General features: G+C 39.9%; 17 protein-coding genes. 14 read left to right on the top strand and 3 right to left on the bottom strand.

The genetic code is table 11. From position 1 onward, the window contains the following. The first annotated feature begins 137 nt into the window (after window positions 1–137). Genes JFU56_RS08910 through JFU56_RS08900 form a run of 3 tightly spaced genes read left to right on the top strand, consistent with a single transcriptional unit; the run spans window position 138 to window position 1,906 of the window. The gene (locus tag JFU56_RS08910; protein ID WP_198436943.1) at window positions 138–719 is read left to right on the top strand and encodes a YqgE/AlgH family protein; all 582 of its coding nucleotides are present in this window, start codon (window positions 138–140) and stop codon (window positions 717–719) included. Window positions 720–756: 37 nt separating this feature from the next. Continuing rightward, on the top strand, window positions 757–1,203 hold the full coding sequence (gene ruvX, locus JFU56_RS08905) for a Holliday junction resolvase RuvX (RefSeq protein ID WP_198436942.1): 447 nt from the start codon (window positions 757–759) through the stop codon (window positions 1,201–1,203). Between the two features lie 49 nt (window positions 1,204–1,252). Continuing rightward, window positions 1,253–1,906: a short chain dehydrogenase gene (locus JFU56_RS08900; protein ID WP_198436941.1), complete on the top strand. Its 654-nt coding sequence runs from the start codon at window positions 1,253–1,255 to the stop codon at window positions 1,904–1,906. Window positions 1,907–1,946: 40 nt separating this feature from the next. Here the strand turns inward: JFU56_RS08900 and JFU56_RS08895 are convergent, their stop codons facing one another. Then, entirely contained in the window at window positions 1,947–2,894 is a 948-nt protein-coding gene (locus JFU56_RS08895) for a LysR family transcriptional regulator (protein WP_198436940.1), read from the bottom strand. Between the two features lie 305 nt (window positions 2,895–3,199). Between JFU56_RS08895 and JFU56_RS08890 the strand changes: the two genes are divergently transcribed. From JFU56_RS08890 to JFU56_RS08850, 9 genes are all read left to right on the top strand, one after another. Next, a complete protein-coding gene (locus JFU56_RS08890) occupies window positions 3,200–4,795 on the top strand; it encodes an isocitrate lyase (protein WP_198436939.1) in 1,596 nt (531 codons plus the stop codon). A gap of 224 nt (window positions 4,796–5,019) precedes the next feature. Beyond that, window positions 5,020–5,943: an XRE family transcriptional regulator gene (locus tag JFU56_RS08885; protein WP_198436938.1), complete on the top strand. Its 924-nt coding sequence runs from the start codon at window positions 5,020–5,022 to the stop codon at window positions 5,941–5,943. Between the two features lie 131 nt (window positions 5,944–6,074). After that, window positions 6,075–8,990, top strand: coding sequence for a hypothetical protein (locus tag JFU56_RS08880; RefSeq protein WP_198436937.1), 2,916 nt, complete (start codon window positions 6,075–6,077; stop codon window positions 8,988–8,990). 390 nt (window positions 8,991–9,380) lie between these two features. Beyond that, window positions 9,381–9,947, top strand: coding sequence for a hypothetical protein (locus JFU56_RS08875; RefSeq protein ID WP_198436936.1), 567 nt, complete (start codon window positions 9,381–9,383; stop codon window positions 9,945–9,947). A gap of 8 nt (window positions 9,948–9,955) precedes the next feature. Continuing rightward, window positions 9,956–10,504 (top strand): hypothetical protein, encoded by a 549-nt coding sequence (locus JFU56_RS08870; RefSeq protein WP_242065923.1) that lies wholly within the window; start codon window positions 9,956–9,958, stop codon window positions 10,502–10,504. Continuing rightward, window positions 10,501–13,296: a CS1-pili formation C-terminal domain-containing protein gene (locus tag JFU56_RS08865; RefSeq protein ID WP_198436935.1), complete on the top strand. Its 2,796-nt coding sequence runs from the start codon at window positions 10,501–10,503 to the stop codon at window positions 13,294–13,296. The genes JFU56_RS08870 and JFU56_RS08865 overlap by 4 nt, the downstream gene beginning before the upstream one ends. Window positions 13,297–13,299: 3 nt before the next feature. Beyond that, complete coding sequence (locus JFU56_RS08860; RefSeq protein WP_198436934.1) at window positions 13,300–14,034, top strand: hypothetical protein; 735 nt, start codon at window positions 13,300–13,302, stop codon at window positions 14,032–14,034. A gap of 1 nt (window position 14,035) precedes the next feature. Then, window positions 14,036–15,070: a hypothetical protein gene (locus JFU56_RS08855; protein ID WP_198436933.1), complete on the top strand. Its 1,035-nt coding sequence runs from the start codon at window positions 14,036–14,038 to the stop codon at window positions 15,068–15,070. Continuing rightward, on the top strand, window positions 15,067–15,978 hold the full coding sequence (locus tag JFU56_RS08850; protein ID WP_198436932.1) for an OmpA family protein: 912 nt from the start codon (window positions 15,067–15,069) through the stop codon (window positions 15,976–15,978). Before JFU56_RS08855 ends, JFU56_RS08850 begins: the two co-directional genes overlap by 4 nt. 83 nt (window positions 15,979–16,061) lie before the next feature. Here the strand turns inward: JFU56_RS08850 and JFU56_RS08845 are convergent, their stop codons facing one another. Further along, a complete protein-coding gene (locus tag JFU56_RS08845) occupies window positions 16,062–17,246 on the bottom strand; it encodes a hypothetical protein (RefSeq protein WP_242065922.1) in 1,185 nt (394 codons plus the stop codon). Between the two features lie 226 nt (window positions 17,247–17,472). Between JFU56_RS08845 and JFU56_RS08840 the strand changes: the two genes are divergently transcribed. Beyond that, complete coding sequence (locus tag JFU56_RS08840; RefSeq protein ID WP_198436930.1) at window positions 17,473–18,351, top strand: EamA family transporter; 879 nt, start codon at window positions 17,473–17,475, stop codon at window positions 18,349–18,351. 141 nt (window positions 18,352–18,492) lie between these two features. Then, window positions 18,493–19,380, top strand: a complete 888-nt coding sequence (locus tag JFU56_RS08835) for a DMT family transporter (RefSeq protein WP_198436929.1) — start codon at window positions 18,493–18,495, stop codon at window positions 19,378–19,380. A 97-nt stretch (window positions 19,381–19,477) separates the two neighbouring features. Here the strand turns inward: JFU56_RS08835 and metC are convergent, their stop codons facing one another. Continuing rightward, on the bottom strand, window positions 19,478–20,662 hold the full coding sequence (metC, locus tag JFU56_RS08830; RefSeq protein ID WP_198436928.1) for a cystathionine beta-lyase: 1,185 nt from the start codon (window positions 20,660–20,662) through the stop codon (window positions 19,478–19,480). Between the last annotated feature and the right edge of the window lie 148 nt (window positions 20,663–20,810).

Below are 20,810 nucleotides of genomic sequence, written 5' to 3'. Positions count from 1 at the left end.
CCAGCGGCTCTTTAATCGCTAATCAAATAAAGAGCCAAGCTAAAGCTAAAATAAATTATAGCTTATCGTTAATTTCACCGCTTAAGCTATGATTGTCTGCCATAATAAATTCACTGCTAACAACAAAAGGTAGGCCTATGGACTCTTTGCAAGATCACTTCCTTATCGCAATGCCAAGCATGAAAGATGGCATTTTTGAACGCTCTGTTATCTATATTTGTGAGCATAATAATGACGGTGCGATGGGTATCATCATCAATCTGCCCGTCAATATTTCTATCGATGAGTTATTATCACAAACTATTGAGCCAGATCTCGACGACGAGACAGCTGCACAGCCAGAGTCTAAAAAAACCATCGACGAACCGGTATTTAAAGGCGGTCCAGTATCTGAAGACCGTGGTTTTGTATTGCATACTGCCTATCCAGGTTTTAGCTCGAGTTTACAAATCAATGATGAATTGATGATCACGTCATCACTTGATGTGTTAGCAACACTTGGTACCAACAAACAACCTGACAAGTATATCGTCGCGTTAGGTTATTCCGGTTGGACTAAAGGCCAGTTAGAGCAAGAAATAGCAGACAACAGCTGGTTAACCATTAATGCCGACGAAAATATTCTATTTAACGTGCCAGTACACCAACGCTGGGAACAGGCCGTACAGAAAATAGGTATCGACGTCAGCCAATTATCTAGTCAGGTAGGACACTCTTAATATATCTAAGTAATTAAAAGTGCCTACGGAGAAGAATATGAGTAATGCAGAAAACGGACAAAGGACCTTACTTGGTTTTGATTTCGGAACTAAAAGTATTGGTATCGCCGTTGGTCAAGAGCTCACTGGCACAGCACGACCGCTTGTGGCATTTAAAGCGAATGATGGTATTCCTGATTGGGATCTAATCGAACAACAGATCAAAGAATGGCAACCAGATCTGGTTATTGTTGGTAAACCACTTAACATGGATGGTACCGAGCAAGAGATCACGAAGCGTGCGACTAAATTCGCGAATCGTTTAACAGGCCGTTTTAATGTTAAAACCGAAATGCATGACGAACGCTTAACAACGAAAGATGCCAAAGCCCGCTTGTTTGAAGAAGGCGGTTTTAAAGCCCTGCAAAAAGGCGCAATTGACAGTGCCTCTGCCATGGTGATTTTAGAAAGCTGGATGGAAGCACAATACGGCGCAGAGCTTTAGGTTAATAGCACCGACGGTAATTACACAAGGCACTCATAAAGGAAGTTCCATGAAAAACGTCATTATTGTTGGTGCGACAGGCGCAACAGGCAAGCAACTCATGCAGCAGTTAATGCATGATCCGACTGTTGAAAATATCTATGTTGTCCATTATCGTAAAACAGCTTTTGCGCACCTTGATAAAGTGACTGAGTTTACGCTCGATTTAGCCCAGTTTAATACGTTAGACATCACCGCTGACATTGATTGTGCTTATTGTTGTCTCGGTACAACGCGTAAAAAGGCTGGCTCATTAGCCGCATTTAGACAAGTTGATAAAGACTATATTGTTAACTTTGGTACTTGGGTTGCAAATAACACCAAGGCACAACTACATGTGATCAGTGCTGTCGGTGCCAACGCTAAATCTGCAAGTAGTTACTTACAAACTAAAGGTGAAACAGAGCAGTTATTACGTCAATTACCACTCACCGCTTTATTCCTTTATCAACCCACACTGTTACACGGTAAACGTGACGAATTCAGATTAATGGAAGCGATCGCTTATTACCCGCTAGCAATATTATCTCTGTTGCCTTTACCGTTATTAAAGCAGCAAAAACCGATAGCCATCGACCAACTTGCCAATGCCATGTATCAACTAAGCCAGCAAGTCACCGATGGCCACCACGTGATCAGCAGCCTAGAGATCCAACAATATTAACGTATATTAAAAAGTCGAATAAACTATTCTCAGCCAACCCTTATAAAGAGCTCGTTCGTAATTCCGTTGCCGCTTCAAGCACTAGTTGACGGAACCAAATATGGCTAGCGTCATGGTGTAATAGCGGACTCCAGATCATTTTCAATTCAATATTTGGGATCGGAAATGGTGGTTCAAGCAAGGTGTAATCACTGTTATTCTGATGAATAAGTGCAGCCTGCGTCGGTAACGTCGCGATTAAATCATCTTGCAGTGCCAATTGCATCGCGACATTATAGTTACGGGTAAATACCTTAATATCACGTTTCTTACCTAAACGATCTAATGCTTCATCAACCCACCCTAATTTTTGTACATCATGTGGATTCATGCCCACACCAACGCCAAAACCAGTCTTCGATACCCATACATGTTTTGATGCTAAGTAATGATTTAAATTAAATTTATTTACGATGGGATTATCTGCATTCATCATGCAGGTAAACGAGTCATGCCATAACGTTTTTTGATAGAAGGATTGTGGTAATTCATCAAAACGGTTAATCGCCATATCAATCTTACCTTCCTCTACATCATGGAAGGTCACATCCGACGGCGTCATAATATCGACAGTCATGTTTGGCGCAACTTTACTTAACTTACTCAGCAGTCGCGGGATCAGTGTTGATTCTGCATAGTCACTGGCCATAATACGAAACACACGATGACTGCTTTGATCAAATTCTTTTTCTTCTTGTAAGGCTTCTTCAAGTTCCAGTAGTAGCTTTCTGATCACGGGGGCTAATTTACGCGCCTTTTCAGTTGGAGTCATGCCGCCAGAGGTGCGAACTAAGACAGGATCGTCAAGCAGTGTCCGTAAGCGGCGTAATCCGTTACTCATCGCTGGTTGCGTTATATTAAGCATACTTGCAGCGCGGGTTACGTTCTTCTCACGTAATAAAACATCGAAGTAAATCAATAAATTAAGATCGATCCCTGATATATTCATAAAATAAATACCTACAATAAAAATTTGATAAAGCATTAATGAAACAACGCTAATTCAGTGACATAAAAGCTGACACCTAGTCAAATAAGCCCGTATCTAACCACTTAAGCCAGAATACACCATAAATAAGCTAAATGACCAGCCTGATGTATTCACAATGTGAATGGCGACTATAGGAATTATAAACTAACTAAATATCTACTGAGCGTTTAATATTAACTCATCAAAACGCAAACGAATAAAAGGCTTTAGACGCTGCGTTTCAATTTAATTAATCATCATTTGATAACTGTAAGGGATTTGCTATGTCAACATACAACACTGATATCGATTCGGTTGCTACACTAAAAGCGGAACATGGTTCTAAATGGGCTGCAATTAACCCAGAATATACAGCGCGTATGCGTGCTCAAAACCGTTTCAAAACGGGTATTGAAATTGCACAATACACAGCTGACATTATGCGTGCTGATATGGAAAACTACGATAATGATTCTTCACTGTACACGCAGTCTTTAGGTTGCTGGCATGGTTTTATCGGTCAACAAAAAATGATTTCTATTAAGAAACATTTTGAAAACAATACTGACCGTCGTTATCTTTACCTTTCAGGTTGGATGGTTGCTGCATTACGCTCTGAGTTTGGTCCATTACCAGACCAATCAATGCATGAAAAAACATCTGTTTCAGCACTAATCGAAGAACTATACACATTCCTTCGTCAAGCAGACGCACGTGAATTAGGCGGTTTATTCCGTGAACTAGACGCAGCAAGAGATGCGGGCGATTCAGCTAAAGTAGCTGATACACAAGACAAGATTGACAACCACGTGACGCACGTTGTGCCAATCATTGCTGATATCGATGCAGGTTTTGGTAACGCAGAAGCAACATACCTTCTTGCTAAGAAAATGATTGAAGCGGGTGCATGCTGTATTCAGATCGAAAACCAGGTATCTGATGAAAAACAATGTGGCCACCAAGACGGTAAAGTAACGGTACCACATGAAGATTTCCTTGCGAAAATCAATGCTGTTCGTTACGCATTCCTAGAGCTAGGTATCGACAACGGTGTTATTGTTGCGCGTACTGACTCATTAGGCGCTGGTCTAACAAAACAAATTGCAGTAACGAATGAACCGGGTGACCTTGGTGACCAATATAATTCATTCCTTGATTGTGATGAGATCACACAAGCAGAGCTAGGCAATGGCGATGTTATTCTGAAGAAAGACGGTAAATTATTACGTCCTAAACGTCTACCAAGTAACTTATTCCAATTTAAAGAAGGCACGGGTGAAGCACGTTGCGTACTAGATTGCATTACATCGCTACAAGGTGGCGCTGATTTATTATGGATTGAAACTGAGAAACCACACGTTGGTCAAATCGGTGCAATGGTAAATGAGATCCGTAAAGTAGTACCGAATGCGAAACTTGTTTACAACAACTCGCCATCATTCAACTGGACACTTAATTTCCGTCAACAAATCTTTGATATCATGGTTGAAGCAGGTCAAGACGTGTCAGCATATGACCGTGCAGACTTGATGAACGAAAAATACGATACGACAGAATTGTCAGCCCAAGCTGATGAGAAGATCCGTACATTCCAAGCTGATTCAGCACGTGAAGCGGGCATTTTCCATCACCTAATCACATTACCAACTTACCATACAGCTGCGCTATCAACGGATAACCTAGCGAAAGAGTACTTCGGTGACCAAGGTATGCTGGGTTATGTGAAAGGTGTTCAACGTAAAGAAATCCGTCAATCGATTGCATGTGTTAAGCATCAAAACATGGCAGGTTCTGACATGGGCGATGACCATAAAGAATACTTTGCTGGTGATGCAGCACTGAAAGCCGGCGGCGAAGACAACACGATGAACCAGTTCTAATTTAGAGCTTCATTGGTTATCTAATTATCAGTTAAATAAGAAAAAACCAGCTTCGGCTGGTTTTTTGCGTTCTGGGATTATAGATAAATAGAGACCTCATCCCTGCCCTCCCCTTAAAAAAGCAGTAACAGAAGCTAAGCGATGCATAGCGCTAGGTTTTCTTATCTATACTTGCTAGTATTTAACAAAATAGGTGTTTAATAACTAATATCTCAGGGAACTTAATGGAACTATCTTTTTTATTACAACAAATTCGCCATGAGTTATCTCTTACCCAAGCGGAGATGGTAGAACAACTTTCTCTCTTTGATGACAGTTTTGAGCACCTTGATTTAATTACTTATAGTCGCTGGGAACGTAATGTTTCTATGCCTTCCACACTGCGTATTGTGCAACTATTAAGTTTTGCTAAATACGATAAATTAGCCTACTTGTGTAAGCTCGATCTTAAGTTATCTGAAACCAAAAGTAATAAGTTTCAAAAATTAGCAGATCTGCATTATCAAGAGGAGGAGGTATTATTACGTGCTTATTACCCCATCGATAAACCTAACTTTATTCGTTATAGCGCCACTCATCCACTTGCTGATGTGAAACAAATTGAAAAGATTAACGCGGCTACTTCAAGAGTCTTTGATCTGCCTAAAACGAACTTAACAGAGAGAATAGCAGCGGCTGTCAAACTGCAGCAGAGTAATCAGCTGTTTATGGTGACATGTGAAGATGAAGAACAGCGTTTATGCGCCCATGCATTGTACTCCGTGCATGATAGCAGTGAAAAAGCGCGCCTTATTGCAGATGTAAAAGGTTTTTATCGCACACCGCGAGAGCTAGGAGTAAACAAGGATAAGTTTTTATTTAGCCATACCTTCACCCGTTTTAACTTCGATTGGTGGTTATATAACTGCTACTGCATGATAGATATCATCTGTAAAAACAGTGATATTAAAGAGATCTATTGTATTGTGATCAATAAAAACATGGCTAAGATCTACCAAAACATTGGCTTTGAGTTAGTTGAAAAATTTTCAACTAAAATAGAAAACACACAGGGCCAAAGTAAACTAATGTCTATCAAACGCGAAGATTTTCTATCAAACCACGGCGTGATCACTTGGATAAAAGAGCACCAATCCTTTATCCACTAACTCTTTGATCGTATTAAGCACTAGGCATTGTTGAATTATTGCTTATCGACTTGCCCTGTTACCTCTGGTTTATTTATCTAAAATGGTTTCATTCTCAAATCAGTGTTGCTGATAAATAACCAGAGGTGATAATGAAACTATTTTTTAAATATATTTCTCTCGCTGTACTTACGGCCGTTTTATTTGGCTGTGGTAGTGAAGGTAACAGCACGCCTGACACAATTACACCTCCAATCGTTATGCCAGAACCGCCCCCAGTCATCGACGCACAATTATCAGCGATGGACTTTCATACTGCGGTGCAATTTTCCCAGCCTAATCAGCCACTGACTTTTAATATTTCCAACTATGTGGCTTATAGTAAAGCTAACCATATCCGTTTAAAAGATATTGAAGTATTAAGTGATTCACAGACCTGTCAGATAAGTAATATTGATGCAGAGCAACAATCTTTTACTATCAACCCCAATAAAGCCGACAGTTGCGATTATCGTTATACCATTAGCACTGAAGGTGAAGATAAAAGCGCCTGGGCTTCTATTACCTTTTCAGCCGTAAAAGGCGTGCAAAAAGCGCGTAACGACTATCAAGTCATTCCTAAAGATAACCTACTGCCGGATATCAATAAAGCCACTTCGGTCGGTGATACCATTACCTTTAGCATCTACGATGAATTAAGCAGTGAACTGTTAGCCATGACTAATCCGGTGTTTGATGCATCAACAGTGGTGGTGGGCAGTGGTTTAGCCTTTATCACTAAAAATGGTGATTTTAGTTACAACGCCATTGATATAGGCGTCACTAAGGTGAGTTATTCTGTGGTAGATGATAATGGCTTAGCCTTTACGGGCCTGATCAATATTGATGTTTCTGGGGATATCAATACAGCCCCAATAGCAAATAATGCCACCTATGGCCGTACCCAAGGAGTTGGTAATGAACTGACTTTGGATATTATGAAGTTTCCCGGGTTTGGGCCTTTAGTAGAAGATGCCGAAGGTGACAGAATTCAATTAGTCTCAATACAAGCCTTTAATGCAGAAGTGAAACTAGCAGATGCCAATGATGTGGCCAATACCTCTTTTACTTTCCGTGGTGATAGTAAAGCAGTCTATACGGTGAACTATACCGTCTATGACCATGAAGTAGATGGTATTAGCAGTGGCACTATCACCATTGAAACCGATTATATCCGTGAAGGGGTTTTAGAGTTTTCTTTTAATGGTTTTATCAAACTATTTGGTGATGGAGAGCTGGGCGCAGCGGGTCGTAATACCTTAATGCGACCGTTTAAAGACGATTTAATACCCTATATGCAGGATAATGGTCTCTATGCCACGGGGCTTAAGAATATTGGTTTTGGTAATTATAAAATTGATATGAGTAGTGAAAATGGTGGTGGAAATAAAATCATTTTATTTACCGCCGATAATGCCCTGCAAGAAGGCATAGAAAACATCATTACACTGCCGGCAAGCAGTCAAATTTATTATGGCCTAACCTATGCGGATCGTATTCTAGGTTATGGTGGTTTAGTTTTTGAGGTGACTCAAGCAAGCGAACTAAATGTGCATAATCAAATCTATGGCACCTCTAACGCTTCATACAAGAAATTAACCGATAAAATTAATGCGTTAAAGTTAAGTGATGTTAAAAAAGTGGAAAGCTTTGGTCCACTTTCTGCGGTAGTATTTTTTAATGATGGCACAGCAACTTATTACAGTATTTACGTCCCTGATGGCAAGTTAGTAGTCTTAGATTGGACAGCAAGAATAGGCAAAGTGTCTCAATGCTGGGATGCACCTAATGGTCCATCGCAAGTAGGTACTCATTATTGTATCAAGAGTGATCAGAGTGGTGACGCTTTTTGGTTCTCTGAATCAAGTTTAGATCATGATAAAGGCAATAATTTTTATATTAAATTTCTCAAAAATCTTAAGAGCAAACAAGTCAAGATAGTTAAAACAACACAGGTAAATAAAGGTATTGCCGCTTTAACCGATAAAGGTGACTTATATGTTTCGTTTAATGGTAAAGACGTAGATGGCAATACCTATGCTGGGGGAAAAAGAGTCGCGAGAAGGGTAATGAGTTATCAACAAGCGTCCAATTATGTCACTTATATGCATATGGTTGAAGATGATTATCGCGCTAACAAAAACAATAGCAGCAGCAACGAAGCGCGTGATAGTTATTACCTAGAATTTAATGGTTATGCTCAGTATCACCGAGAACAATTACCAGATGGTACCCCCCTGAACATGACACTCGACTTTAGCAAAATAAGTCACAGCAATCGTAAAAAAGTGAAATTTTACGAAAATACCGCCAATGCAGTGGCGTTATTGATTGATGATAAATTAAAAATATTAACCCATAAAGGCCTGAAGGAATATGGTGGTAGAGATCATCATAATAATATTATTGGCGACTCGGGAAACTCTTTTGGTGTTTATACTGCTACGGCAGGGCAAGGCCGAAGCACCTTTTTTGCACGTGGTAATAAAACCGCTCATCAAGATCATTGGGAACTCTATTCTCCACTGGAAGAGCTGGATAGCAGCTTAACCTGTGATAACAAACCTAAACATGGTGAAGTTTCTTATCCGTACATTTTAACCGGATGTACCTATCTTGATTTTAAAATGAATGGTGCAGTAATTGCGTCACCAGGCTCTAACATCAGTGTTCATCCAGCGGTGCGTTTTGCTAATGAAGATGCCACGGGTAAGGTTTATCCTGATTTAGTGGATTTAGATAAGGATGGATTATCCACGGAAAGTGAAGTTGAGCAATGTTTAGCGGATCGCTCTAAATATCACGCGGGTGATATTGAATATTGCTCTCAGCCTATTTTATCGGACAGTGATGGTGATGATGTATTAGATAGCTTTGAATTTTTACATCAGGATAAAGCAGCTGGCAAGGGTAATTATCAAAGCCGTTATAGTAATATTGTGGGTGATTATCATGATAATACCTTTGCTCCCTTTGATGGTAATAAAGATATCGATAATAATGGTCAGGATGATAAATACGATCACTAATCGTAATAATCTGTTATACCACCCGCTTAATACTGAACCTCTGGAGCTGACTGCCTTAACCAGTAAAAAACTCAGGGGTTAAGCGGATGGTATTCCCACAAAATAATAACTATTTTGTTTTTTTATTCACTTAATGAGAACAACATTTAGCCACCTCCATCTCGCGCCAAGCTAGACACCTACTGACTTCATCGCAATTCTATTGTTAGCAAAAAGTTAATCGGTAGGCATTTCTATATTTTCAAATTTCGATGTGACGTGTATCACAAAACATCAAGTCTTTATCATAGTTACACGAAGCTTAGCTAAGAAAACTTTTTAACAATTTATTGTTATCAAGTTAATTAATCGTTAAGCGGGTTTATTAAACTTTCTTAATTAAGGTTAACTATGAAAAACAAACTATTACTACTAATCGTTTTATTAACAGCCTCTTCATCTGTACTTGCTGCTGATGCAACAACAACATTACATTGGAAAGGCGTCGTACCTTCAGTAACATCAAGTGATGAAGTGATCATTACCGGCCCTGGTGGCGCATTACCTTATGCAGAATCAGCCGGTCTTGTGGTAACGGATAACACAGGTGCATTCACTTCAGACAGAATCTCTTTAGAATTACATTACCGTGCATGTGCTGATGGTACTGGTTCTGGTGGTTGTACAACTGACAATGAGGCTGTTCCCGGTGAAGATGTAGACGCAGTGGGTGACATCATCAACGATGCATCTTGGACAATGAGTGCATTAGATACCGTGATTGGTACTACAGATACTTCAGCTATTGGCACCACGGTTAATTTAGATGGTGCGCCAATGACACAAGCAACACCAGTTGTGGCAATGGCGGGGACTGTGACTTTCACTACCGAAAATACAACGCCTACCGATGAAGTCCTAGCTGTCGGTCAAAACATCGAAGTCCACGCTGTTATCAATTCATCTAAAGCTATTTAGGTGACCCCATGAAGCGCTATCAAACCGTTTTTTGTCATCGTTTATTTATATTTGTACACTTATTGTTGGTATGCATGAATGTAAATGCGCTTGATGGTGCTTCATCTCTACAACATCAATTTCGTGTTGATACCCATATTGAACTCGCAAAATTTTACGACCGCGAAATTATTGAATTTGAGTTTGTGAAAAACAATTGGCAACTCGAATTTGACGCAAAAAACTATCAATTCAAGCGCATTTCCGATGTTTTGCAACTACAAACCAATATTACAGAAACAGATCCAATCGACAGCTTTGCCCTGACCTTAGTTGAAAAACAATCACAATGTTATGACCGTGCTGGTTTAGCCACTACAAGCAAAGATTTTTCTCACGTGTGGTTGGCCGGTAAGGAGATGTTTAAGGGTGATACCTTCATTAATGAAAGCTTAGATGAATTAAATACACAGGGTAAATATCGCACCCTAGATGTAGACCTTTCCTTCGACCCCGTTCACTACGGTGATGATAACTGTAGTGGTGCAATTCAATTCAGTGTGGAGTTAGAGATATGAAAATCAGATGTCTATTAATCATCGCATTGATGGTGAATATCAACTTAAGTCACGCGTCGATTCAAAGTGAAGGCATTATTATTCCCGCTGAGTTTACCGATCTCTATCAAGGACACGAGGAACTGTTTACTTTTGAAATGGCCAGTGCAACGGACCTGCTCACGATAAAGGTAACTTCAACACCCACATCAGCAACACTGTCAGCAAGCAGTATCAATAAAATCGAAAACTACCTGCTACAAAATAATATTAAAAAGCAGGCGATTGCTAACATCATTAATAAAATGACCAGCAATATCATCAATGCCAACGCCTGCCACGGTAAGGTTGCTGAATGTACAATGATCCCTGACGAGTTTGCATTTGCCTATGATTACGAACAAAAACACATTACCTTTTTTGCTAATAACAAACTATTAGATAAAAGCAAAACCAGTAAAATATTCCATGACTCAAGCAATGACCTTTACGGTTTCATTAACAGCATGGACTTTAATTATCACTACTTTAACAACAGTGGTTCTTCACTTATTTTACGTGACAAAAGCTTGTTAGGCCTAAAATACGGCAATGTACGCAGTAGCCTTTACCTTGACAGTAGCAGCAGTGACTTAGATGTTGAGCAGCTCTCCTACGATTACGAATTTAAAAACCGTCGCTTTCAATTAGGTCACTTTAAATATGGTTACGAGCAAAATAGTACTGCTTTTTTAGATTTAACCGGCAGTTATTCACAGGATGTCGTGAATTACTCCTCTTCAAACAACTTAATAAGCGGTGGCAAGCAGAATAACCGTAGCTTGTATTACCTACTACCTAACCAGGGCCGTATTGAGGTGTACCGCGAAGGTAACCTTATTTACAGTAAAAATGTTGATGCAGGGCAACAGAGTTTATCTTTTCGCGAATTACCTTATGGCTCTTACATGGCTACTATTGTGGTGATATCGGGTGGTCGTGAATTATTGACCGAGAGACAACAAATTTTTAATAACAGTTCTTTTTCTCTCAATCAAGGTGAGTATGACTTTAGCTTTTCAGCGGGTCAGTTAAATGATCGTTACGATGAAAAAAAAGACCGTGAAAATTCACTAGCTGAACCTGAAAATAAACAACAATACGACCTGTGGTTACAGGAGAATAGCTTTGTCGAAGCAAAAGCCACTTATCAGCTATTGGACAGTACGTTAGTGGGGACACGTTCATTAACTAATGTAGGCAATAGCATGGTCGAAATTGGGGCTAAAAAATCCTTCGCAGAATACGCAAACGCGGATGTGAAATACGCACGGTTTGATAATGGCAGTCAGTTTCTATCCGCTGATACCAATATCTACAATGTAGGTTTTGGTTACGAACGTTACCATTCTGCAGACGGTGAATACAGCTTAGATAACTACATGTTATCTAATATTGGTTACCAGCGTTTAACGCTTAATGTGTCAGCTACGGTTTATGCTGGGCAAGGTTATTTGCTGTTTGTGAATAATAAAGTTGATGAGGCGAATAACGGCCAAGAATATGTGGATCAAAGCGACTACTGGTCAGTGAGTGCAGGTTATTCACATGCTTTTATTGCTAACTCAACGTTAAATTTTTCTGCTACTTATCAAAGTGAAGATTACCGTTGGAATAATGATGGTTGGTACGCCGGTATTCTTTGGTCAGTACCATTATCAATGGACTGGAGCGCTAATTCATCAATGAACTTAGGCCACCAAGGTGTGGAAGAGTTCCGTAATAGTATCAGCAACAATCAGCAACTCAGTGACAACCTATCGGTTAATACCGAAGTGGGTGTGACTTATATGGGCAATGATTATGAACGCAGTGTTGATAGCGATATCAGTAGTTCAGCAAATTATCATAATAGTATTTTAAATAGTGATGCTTATGCCTACGTTAGCTCAGATGGCACTAAGTCATTAAACGCGAATCTATCCACCACACAGGTTATTTCTAATAGCGGTAAATTGTATTTCACGGCAGAAAAAAGTGATGCTTACATTGTCGTGGATGCACAGAGCCAACAAGATACCGATCAACACCGTGGCCTGTTATCTATCTATCACGAGCAAGAGCTCGGTTATAACGACAATATAGATCAAGAAGATACGGTTATCGCCATTGATAAATACAAAGACTTTAACGTGCGTTTAGATACCGAGTCCTCTAACTACATCAGTGAAGATGAGCATCAAGCCAATGGCTACGCACTACCCGGTACAGTGATCAGTTTAGACATGGACTTGGTAAAAATTAAAACCTTTATCACCTCATTTGATGATCTTAATGATAACGCGGTATCTGAGGTGCAATGTACTGGTGAAGGCTGTGTTGATGTAGAAAAAATTGAACAGGGTGTATTTAAAGTCTCTGTCATTGCAGGTGCGGATTACGAACTGTTTTCACACAATCAAACCTGTGTAACACCCAGCTTAGACAGAAACTCAAGCACCATTAGCAATGTTGGTAATAACTACTGCTTACCTGGATTATATCAAGAAGGTGCTTGGTCACTGGCAAATAACAATAACCAAGCAATTGATCTTGATGGCAAACAATATTATTTCCTGGGTGTTTTTGACAGTGAAGTTGATTACCCACAAACGGCACAAAAATTGAAAAATACAGGTATTGAGACAATCTCTCGTGCGGTGGGTAAACGCCAATACCTTTATGCAAGAACCACCGAGATGCTAACAGCAATGCAGCAAACATTATTAAATGAATTAAATCTGTACGCCTTAAACAACTTTGATTCAAACAACTTTACATTGAATTGGGATTAAATAATGAAAACAATTAAACAACTTTTAATGATGTGCTTAGTAATCAGTGCAACACCGGTATCAGCAATGTCGATCAGCAGCTTAATGCTTGTTAATGCTGACGATAAAGCAGGTATTTTAACGCTGGATAATACCGACAATATTACTTACTTCTTAAAAACTTCGGTGTCGAAGGTGGAAATAAAAAACAATCAAATTATCAAAACGCCCTATACACGTAAAAATTTAGATAGTTGGCAGATAGCAACCAAACCATCGAAATTAGTGGTTGAACCAAATATGGTCAAAGATATTCAAATTGAAAACATCTGTGGCGACAGCTGTGACCGTTCCTTAGATCAGGTTTTCCAAATCCATATCCAACCAGTTTCTTATACCAATGAAGGCGAGAACCAGTCAAAAATCAACATGTTATTTGGTTTTTCACCCTACTATATTATCCCAGCTTCAGAGAGTAACGTTGAATACCAAGCAAGTTATGACGGTACTAATATCACCGCTAAAAACAGCGGTAATACCATGCTCACCCTGCTGATTGATCAATGTAAAGATAATCAATCCACGCAACAAAGCGATGAAGAAAAGCCTGCGTTATGTACTGCGAACTTTACGCTACTGGCGGGCAGAACACGGGTTTTACATGTACCAGAAGAGCTACAACAAGAAAGCTTAGATGTGATGTTACTTAACCATGATGAAACATTTAAACAAGACATCACCTTAAAACAAGGCCAATAATATGCGTTACCTATTATTACTGTGTTTATTAACCGTTAATGCCCATGCGTTTACCATCAATGGTAAGTTAACTGGTGAAAAATTAGAATGGTATAACGCCAGTAATAATGGTGAATACCTCACACCTAACTATTGGTTTAAACCTGCGCGTTTACCTGAAACAAAAAAATGGGTACCGGGCACTTATACCTCTTCCACTAACCTCACGATTGAGTTAAGCAGTGGTCGTGAGCGTGTTTCTGTACCACTAACACTGAGTGGTGTTAATTATCAGCCCAACCCTGCCTGGGAAGGTGACTGGTATTCAGATATTTACCCAAGCTGTGATGAAACAACCATGATGGGTATTATTACCGTTAAACGCACCAGTGGTAGTGGTTTTTGTATTTCAGATAACAGCCTTAACTATCAAAAAGCAGTGGTGCCTTTTAGCGCTGTGCAGCCGATTATCAAACTAGATAAAAGTATTTTAATCGCACAACTAAAAGGCAAAAAAAAAGGCGTTTACTCAGGTACCGTGAGTGCCGTGATCAGTTATGGTTTCTTTGCAAAGGGCTCGGAAACGGTAAAAACTTACCGTAATGTACCTATTACTTTCTCAGTACAAATTAGCTATAGCCCTAGTGTATTAAGCCGTATTAATGTTCTAGGTAATGGCCATATCGTGCCTAAGTATGATACTACGGCACACACCGTGAGTGGTTTAGCGGGTTTTAAAGTTTCAGCATTGGGTTATTTTGAAAATGGCCTGAAGTTTGTACTGATTAATAAAGCCATTGATGATTACAACTTAAAACCAGTCAGTGGTGGCTCAACCTCTATTCCTTATAACATCAGCTGCCAAGGTTGCAGTGCAGGTAGCCAACTCGTTGAACAGGGTAAAGTGCTCACCGATGGTAAAGCAGAAATTCATTCACCGGGCGCTAGCTTAATCCCTTTTACGCTGGGTGTAAGTTACGACAATATTTCGGTCAAAAATGTTGAAGAAAAAACCTATGCCGATCATTTCACTATTATGTTTGAGGTGAGTTTATGAGCCGTGTTTATTTATCTGTCTTATTATTATTAAGCTCAAGCTTTAGTTATGCAGAATCCTTTAATGATGATGGTGGCTGGTACCTAGGTGGAAAACTAGGCGCAACGGTATTAGATATTGAAGCGACTAACCAGACAAGTGATAAGGACCCTTCGACTGCAAGTATGGGGGTTGTGGCGGGTTATAACTTTAATGATTTTTTATCCGTTGAATCTGACTTAAGTTCCTTTGGCAAATTTAAACAGGGGGCTGAACCAGAGAAATTAATCGATTTTTCAACCTATATAATGGGACGCTACCATGTCTCAGACCGCGCAGCCCTATACGCAAAAGTGGGGAATAGTATTATCGGTAATGACTTAAACCTCAGTGGGGGTATTGGTCTTAAATACCAAATATCACAACAATTAGAATTGGATACGGGTTATCGTTTAATTGGTGATGTCCCTAATACTGAAGATGATCTGTATGAGTTCAGCGTCGGTATTAATTATAAATTTGGTAAACCCAAACCAGCAGCTAAAATTGTAGCTCCACCTGAGCCAGTGATAGTGCCAACAACACTTAATAGCAATACCTTATTTAAGTTTGATAGTGCAGAAATTAGTGATAGCAGTGCCTTGGCACAACTAGCCCAAAAAATGCGTGCGAGTCGTGTAGAGATAAGCGTTGAGATAGTTGCGTATACCGATACCAGTGGCCCAGAAGCTTACAACTTCAAGCTTTCTAAAAAACGTGCCGAAGCGGTACGAGATTACTTTATTAAACTAGGAGTGAATAAAGAAGTGATTAATACTGCTTGGAAAGGCGAGGCAAACCCAATCGCGTCAAATAAAACCCGCGCTGGGCGTATTAAGAACCGCCGTGTAGAGGTTATCTATATTAAAAACAACGTGGTTTATCAATAAACAGCCTGATGAACACTACTGAGCAGCCAGCAGAACCCAGTTGATTATTGAATATCGGGGTTCTGCCATAGCAATTGCGACTGCTATTCTTTCAACAATAATATCCGTGCTTCAAAATAATCAGGGAAAGTGCGATAAGTATTAATATAGTCATCCCAGTTTTTGAAGTAACCGCCGAGGTAATCGAGTTGATATTGATTATTCTCAAAAGCCCCGCCCGTGTCAGCTAATACGGTTAAACGACTTTCGCCATTGTGGGTCAGCATAATCAGTTTGCCTAAGCCTAAGTGCGCTAAATCGCCAGCAACTGTAACTAGCGGATAAACAGGGATCTTATAGTTAGCATCTTTACCGTAGCCCATGACCGATTCAGTTTTCTTGAAGTACCAATAACGCCCCTGCTGCTCTTTCTTTAAATTACGTTTATAACCAATGCCATTATTACGATGTACGTTAAAGAACTGGCTGGTGATCTCACTGCGATCGTCACTATTGTTACCGGAAATATCACCACTCGTACTTTTATCAGTCGTAAAGTCGACTTTGACAGTGCCCTGCATTAATGAGTCTTCTAAGTCGTAACGCGATAGCCAAACCATCGGCTGGGCTAATTTATCTTTATCCAAAATACCTGTTATGACGTCTTGCTTAGTCAGTTGATGACGGGTCAAACTCGGGTCAGCATTAGCTTGCTCAAGCGTAAGGTCTTTTTCATCATTCGGAATAGCATATAACGCATAAGGGGTTTCAGGCGTTTGCCTGGCAGTTCCTTTCGCAAGTTTAATATAATATTTAGTCAGTAAGATTTTATCGTCAGGGATATTTTTCAACAGCGGTTTGTCTTTAGCAAAGCCCTGCGCTTGGTTTTTATCTGGCATCCAACGGATCACGTCAAAGTGCTCTGCAATAAAATCGGCATCCATAAGACGGCTTTTAGTACCCGCTAATTTATCTTCTTGCTCTACCTGGCAAATAAAATTAAGTGTGCGTTTTACGCGGTCTAAATCACCACCAAATTGTGCAGTTATGCCGGCGGTGATAATACCGGGGTCATAATCTTCCCCCAAATTAAGATAATCCACAGAACCTTTGGCAACTTCACACAGTTCAGCGTTAGATGACGTCACCATTTCACCAATTTCAGGTTTGGCTTCTAATTGAAAAATAGGGTTTACCGCTACGTTAGCAGCAGAATTAAACGCCACCAGCAAAATTAAAGGTAAAGGCAAAGGCAAAGGCAAAGGTAATAAAGCACTTAGTTTCATCATTTTAACGATCTCGATATTCGAAAATAAACAGCTAATATTAATTATATCAACATTAAATATACTCGTATTCACAACTTACAAATGCTCATTTATTACTCTGACGTAAATCAAAATGGCAAATTTAAAACACAAGCCTGTAATGTAAACCAAGCAAAATATAAACTCTAGTTACTATTTTCGGCAATCGTCGTTAAATCTGCAGACATCTATTAATTAAGGTAACGGAATGCATTTTTTAATCATTACAAATTTAGTATGGGCTTTTTCATTTAGTCTTATCGGGGTTTATTTGTCCGGTCAGGTTGATGCTTGGTTCTCGGTATTATTCCGTATCGGTTTAGCGATGTTGGTATTCATCCCATTTTTACGCCTGGGTAACCTCGCCCGTTCGACCATTATTAAAGTGATGACTATCGGCGCTTGTCAGTTGGGTATTATGTATGGTTTCTATTATCAATCATTCCTACTGCTATCCGTGCCTGAAGTACTCCTGTTTACGGTATTCACGCCTATCTATGTAACCTTGATTGATGACTTATTACATTCACGTTTCAGCCCTTGGTATTTAGGTACTGCGTTTATCGCTGTACTCGGTGCAGTTGTCATTAAATACGCAGGCATTAATGAAGGTTTTGTCATTGGTTTCTTAGTTGTTCAAGGCGCGAATATTGCCATGGCGATTGGCCAAGTGGCTTATAAGAAATTATCAGAAAACGAATTAAAAGATGTGAAACATAGCGAAGTATTTGGCTTATTTTATATTGGCGCATTCCTGATTGCAGCTATCGCATTCATGTTACTGGGTAGCACTGAAAAAATGCCAACAACCACAACGCAATGGAGCGTATTAACTTACCTTGGTATTATCGCTTCAGGTTTAGGTTACTTCATGTGGAATAAAGGCGCGTGTTTGGTTAACGCAGGGACATTAGCAGCGATGAACAATGTACTGGTGCCATTAGGCTTATTAGTTAACTTAGTGATTTGGAATCGTGATGCAGACTTAGTTAAATTGGCATTAGGCGGTAGTATAATTATTCTGTCATTGGTGTTTAATGAAACAGTCGTTAAGAAACGCGTATCGCAAAAAACGCTAACGCAGTAAGAATAGCGTACAGGTAATAAAATCCGCAAATAACGCTGAACCAAGGTGATGATTCTACCTCATTACGTCACCTTGGTTTATTCTCTATAAATTACATTATATTCTCTGCTACAATCTTCTTTTTATACGTAAGCAGATCCCATGTACTTTTTACTCCCGCTATTCACGGTTATCATCTGGTCAGGCAATTCGATTGTTAATATCTTATCGGCCAATGTGATCGCACCCGAAACGATTTCTTTCTATCGTTGGTTTATCGCCTTAATTACCTTAACGCCTTTTTTAATCAAACCTGTATGGAAAAAACGCCATGCAATTAAGCCTTATTTATCTAAGCTAGCATTCCTTGCCTTACTGGGCATGGCGATTAATCAATCCCTCGCCTACTTTGCCGCTGCGACAACAACAGCAACCCACATGACGCTGATCTTTGCCTTAGTCCCTTTGCTAAGCTTGATGTTTAGTGTGCCGATACTCGGACTGACATTAACTAAAAAAGCCTTGTTTGGTGCGATGATTTCACTGACTGGTTTAGTGTATATGCTAAGTCACGGCAAAATCAGTAACTTGTTATCAGAAGGCATTAACATTGGCGATACCTATATGCTGATTGCAGCGTGTAGTTACTCACTGTACGGCGTATTACTCAAACGCTGGCGTCTACCGTTTAACAACTGGATCGCGTTATATGTACAGATGGTATTTGCGGTCATCATCTTATTGCCAGTATTGACGTACCACGGCCAAGTCAGCCTAACCACTGAATCGCTCCCCTTGGTATTATATGCAGCGATACCAACTTCAATCTTAGCCACTTGGTTATGGATGCAGAGTATCCAACATCTTGGCGCAGATAAATCGGCAATGTTTATGAATCTATTACCGGTATTTACCGCCGTCATGGCGACCTTTATTCTTGATGAGCAGCTATCGAGTTATCAGTTTATTGGCGGAGCATTGGTTCTTACAGGTGTGGCGATGACGCAGTTTAAATCGAGAAAGGTTGTCAAAAAAGAAGTGCTTATTTGATCTTATAAGTAAGTAGTAACGGACTAGTATTAGCTTTAGTCCGTTACTTTATTAATGATTACTAGTTCATTGCTTTTGGTTCATTACATCTGAGTATTTAAAGTCGAGCAAAACCCGCTTCTAAATCAGAAATCAAGTCTTCTACATCTTCCAAACCAATGTGTAAACGCACTAGCGTACCAGTGAAATCAACATCTCCAGCAGGTCTAATACGATTCAATTCTGACGCTTGGTTAGCCAAGATTAATGACTCATAACCGCCCCATGAATATGCCATGCTGAAATGGGCAAAGTTATCGAGGTAGTTAGCCAGTTGTTCATTGCTTAATTTGTCTTTTAAAATAAATGAGAACAAACCGTTACAACCATTAAAGTCACGTTTGTAAAATTCGTGGCCTTTACAACTTGGTAATGCTGGATGATTAACACGTTCCACTTCTGGACGAGCGCTTAACCAATTCGCCACTTGAATACTTGCAGCTTCATGCTGCTTTAAACGAATACCCATAGTGCGTAAACCTCGGCTCGCCATGTACGCAGTATCAGCATCAACCATTTGTCCCATAAGGTAAGACTGCTCACGTAATTGTGCCCAGCAACGCTCATTAGCAACGGCGGTACCTAACATATAGTCAGAATGACCAATGATGTATTTCGTGCCCGCTTGAATTGAGATATCGATATCATGTTCAAGCGCTTTAAATAATACTCCCGCAGCCCACGTATTATCCATCATGATAATCACTTCAGGATTTACCGCGCGCACTGCTTTTACAATCGCTGGAATATCTTGTACTTCCATGGTGACTGAACTTGGTGATTCTAGAAATACCACGCTAGTATTGTCTTGCATTAATGCCGCAATACCTTCGCCTAGCATCGGATCGTAATACGTCGTTGCTACGTTCATTTTAGCTAACATCACATTACAAAAATCTTGCGTTGGTTCATAGGCAGCACCAGTCATGAGGATATGCTCGCCCGCACTCACAAATGACAAAATAGAGTTAGTAACCGCAGCAGCACCACAAGGATAAAGCGCGCACCCTGCACCGCCTTCTAGTTCGGTCATCGCCTCTTGCAAAGAGAAATGCGTTTGGGTACCGCGGCGACCATAAAAAAGTTCACCGTCTGCACGCTTCGCTGTCGCTGCTTTTTTTGCTTTAACTGATTCAAATACAATTGATGATGCGCGTTGTACTACAGGGTTAACTGAACCGTGTGAGAATTTTCTGTCGCGTCCTGCTGATACTAACTGTGTGGCTAATTTGTCTGAACTCATAGTAATGTCTTTCCCTGCTCACTGGTATTGTGATATCAATTTTATCTATAAAAGTACAGTAGCGAAAGATAGACTGACAGGCAATGAATAAAATAGATTAGAATGAAAAGAGTCGTGTCGTCAGAGATAAGGAGAAGTATGGCACCTC

Origin of the sequence: Moritella sp. F3, from assembly GCF_015082335.1 — a bacterium.
GTDB lineage: Bacteria > Pseudomonadota > Gammaproteobacteria > Enterobacterales > Moritellaceae > Moritella.
The sequence above is the reverse complement of the archived record's forward strand: the minus strand, read 5'-3'. Positions and strand labels throughout refer to the sequence as shown.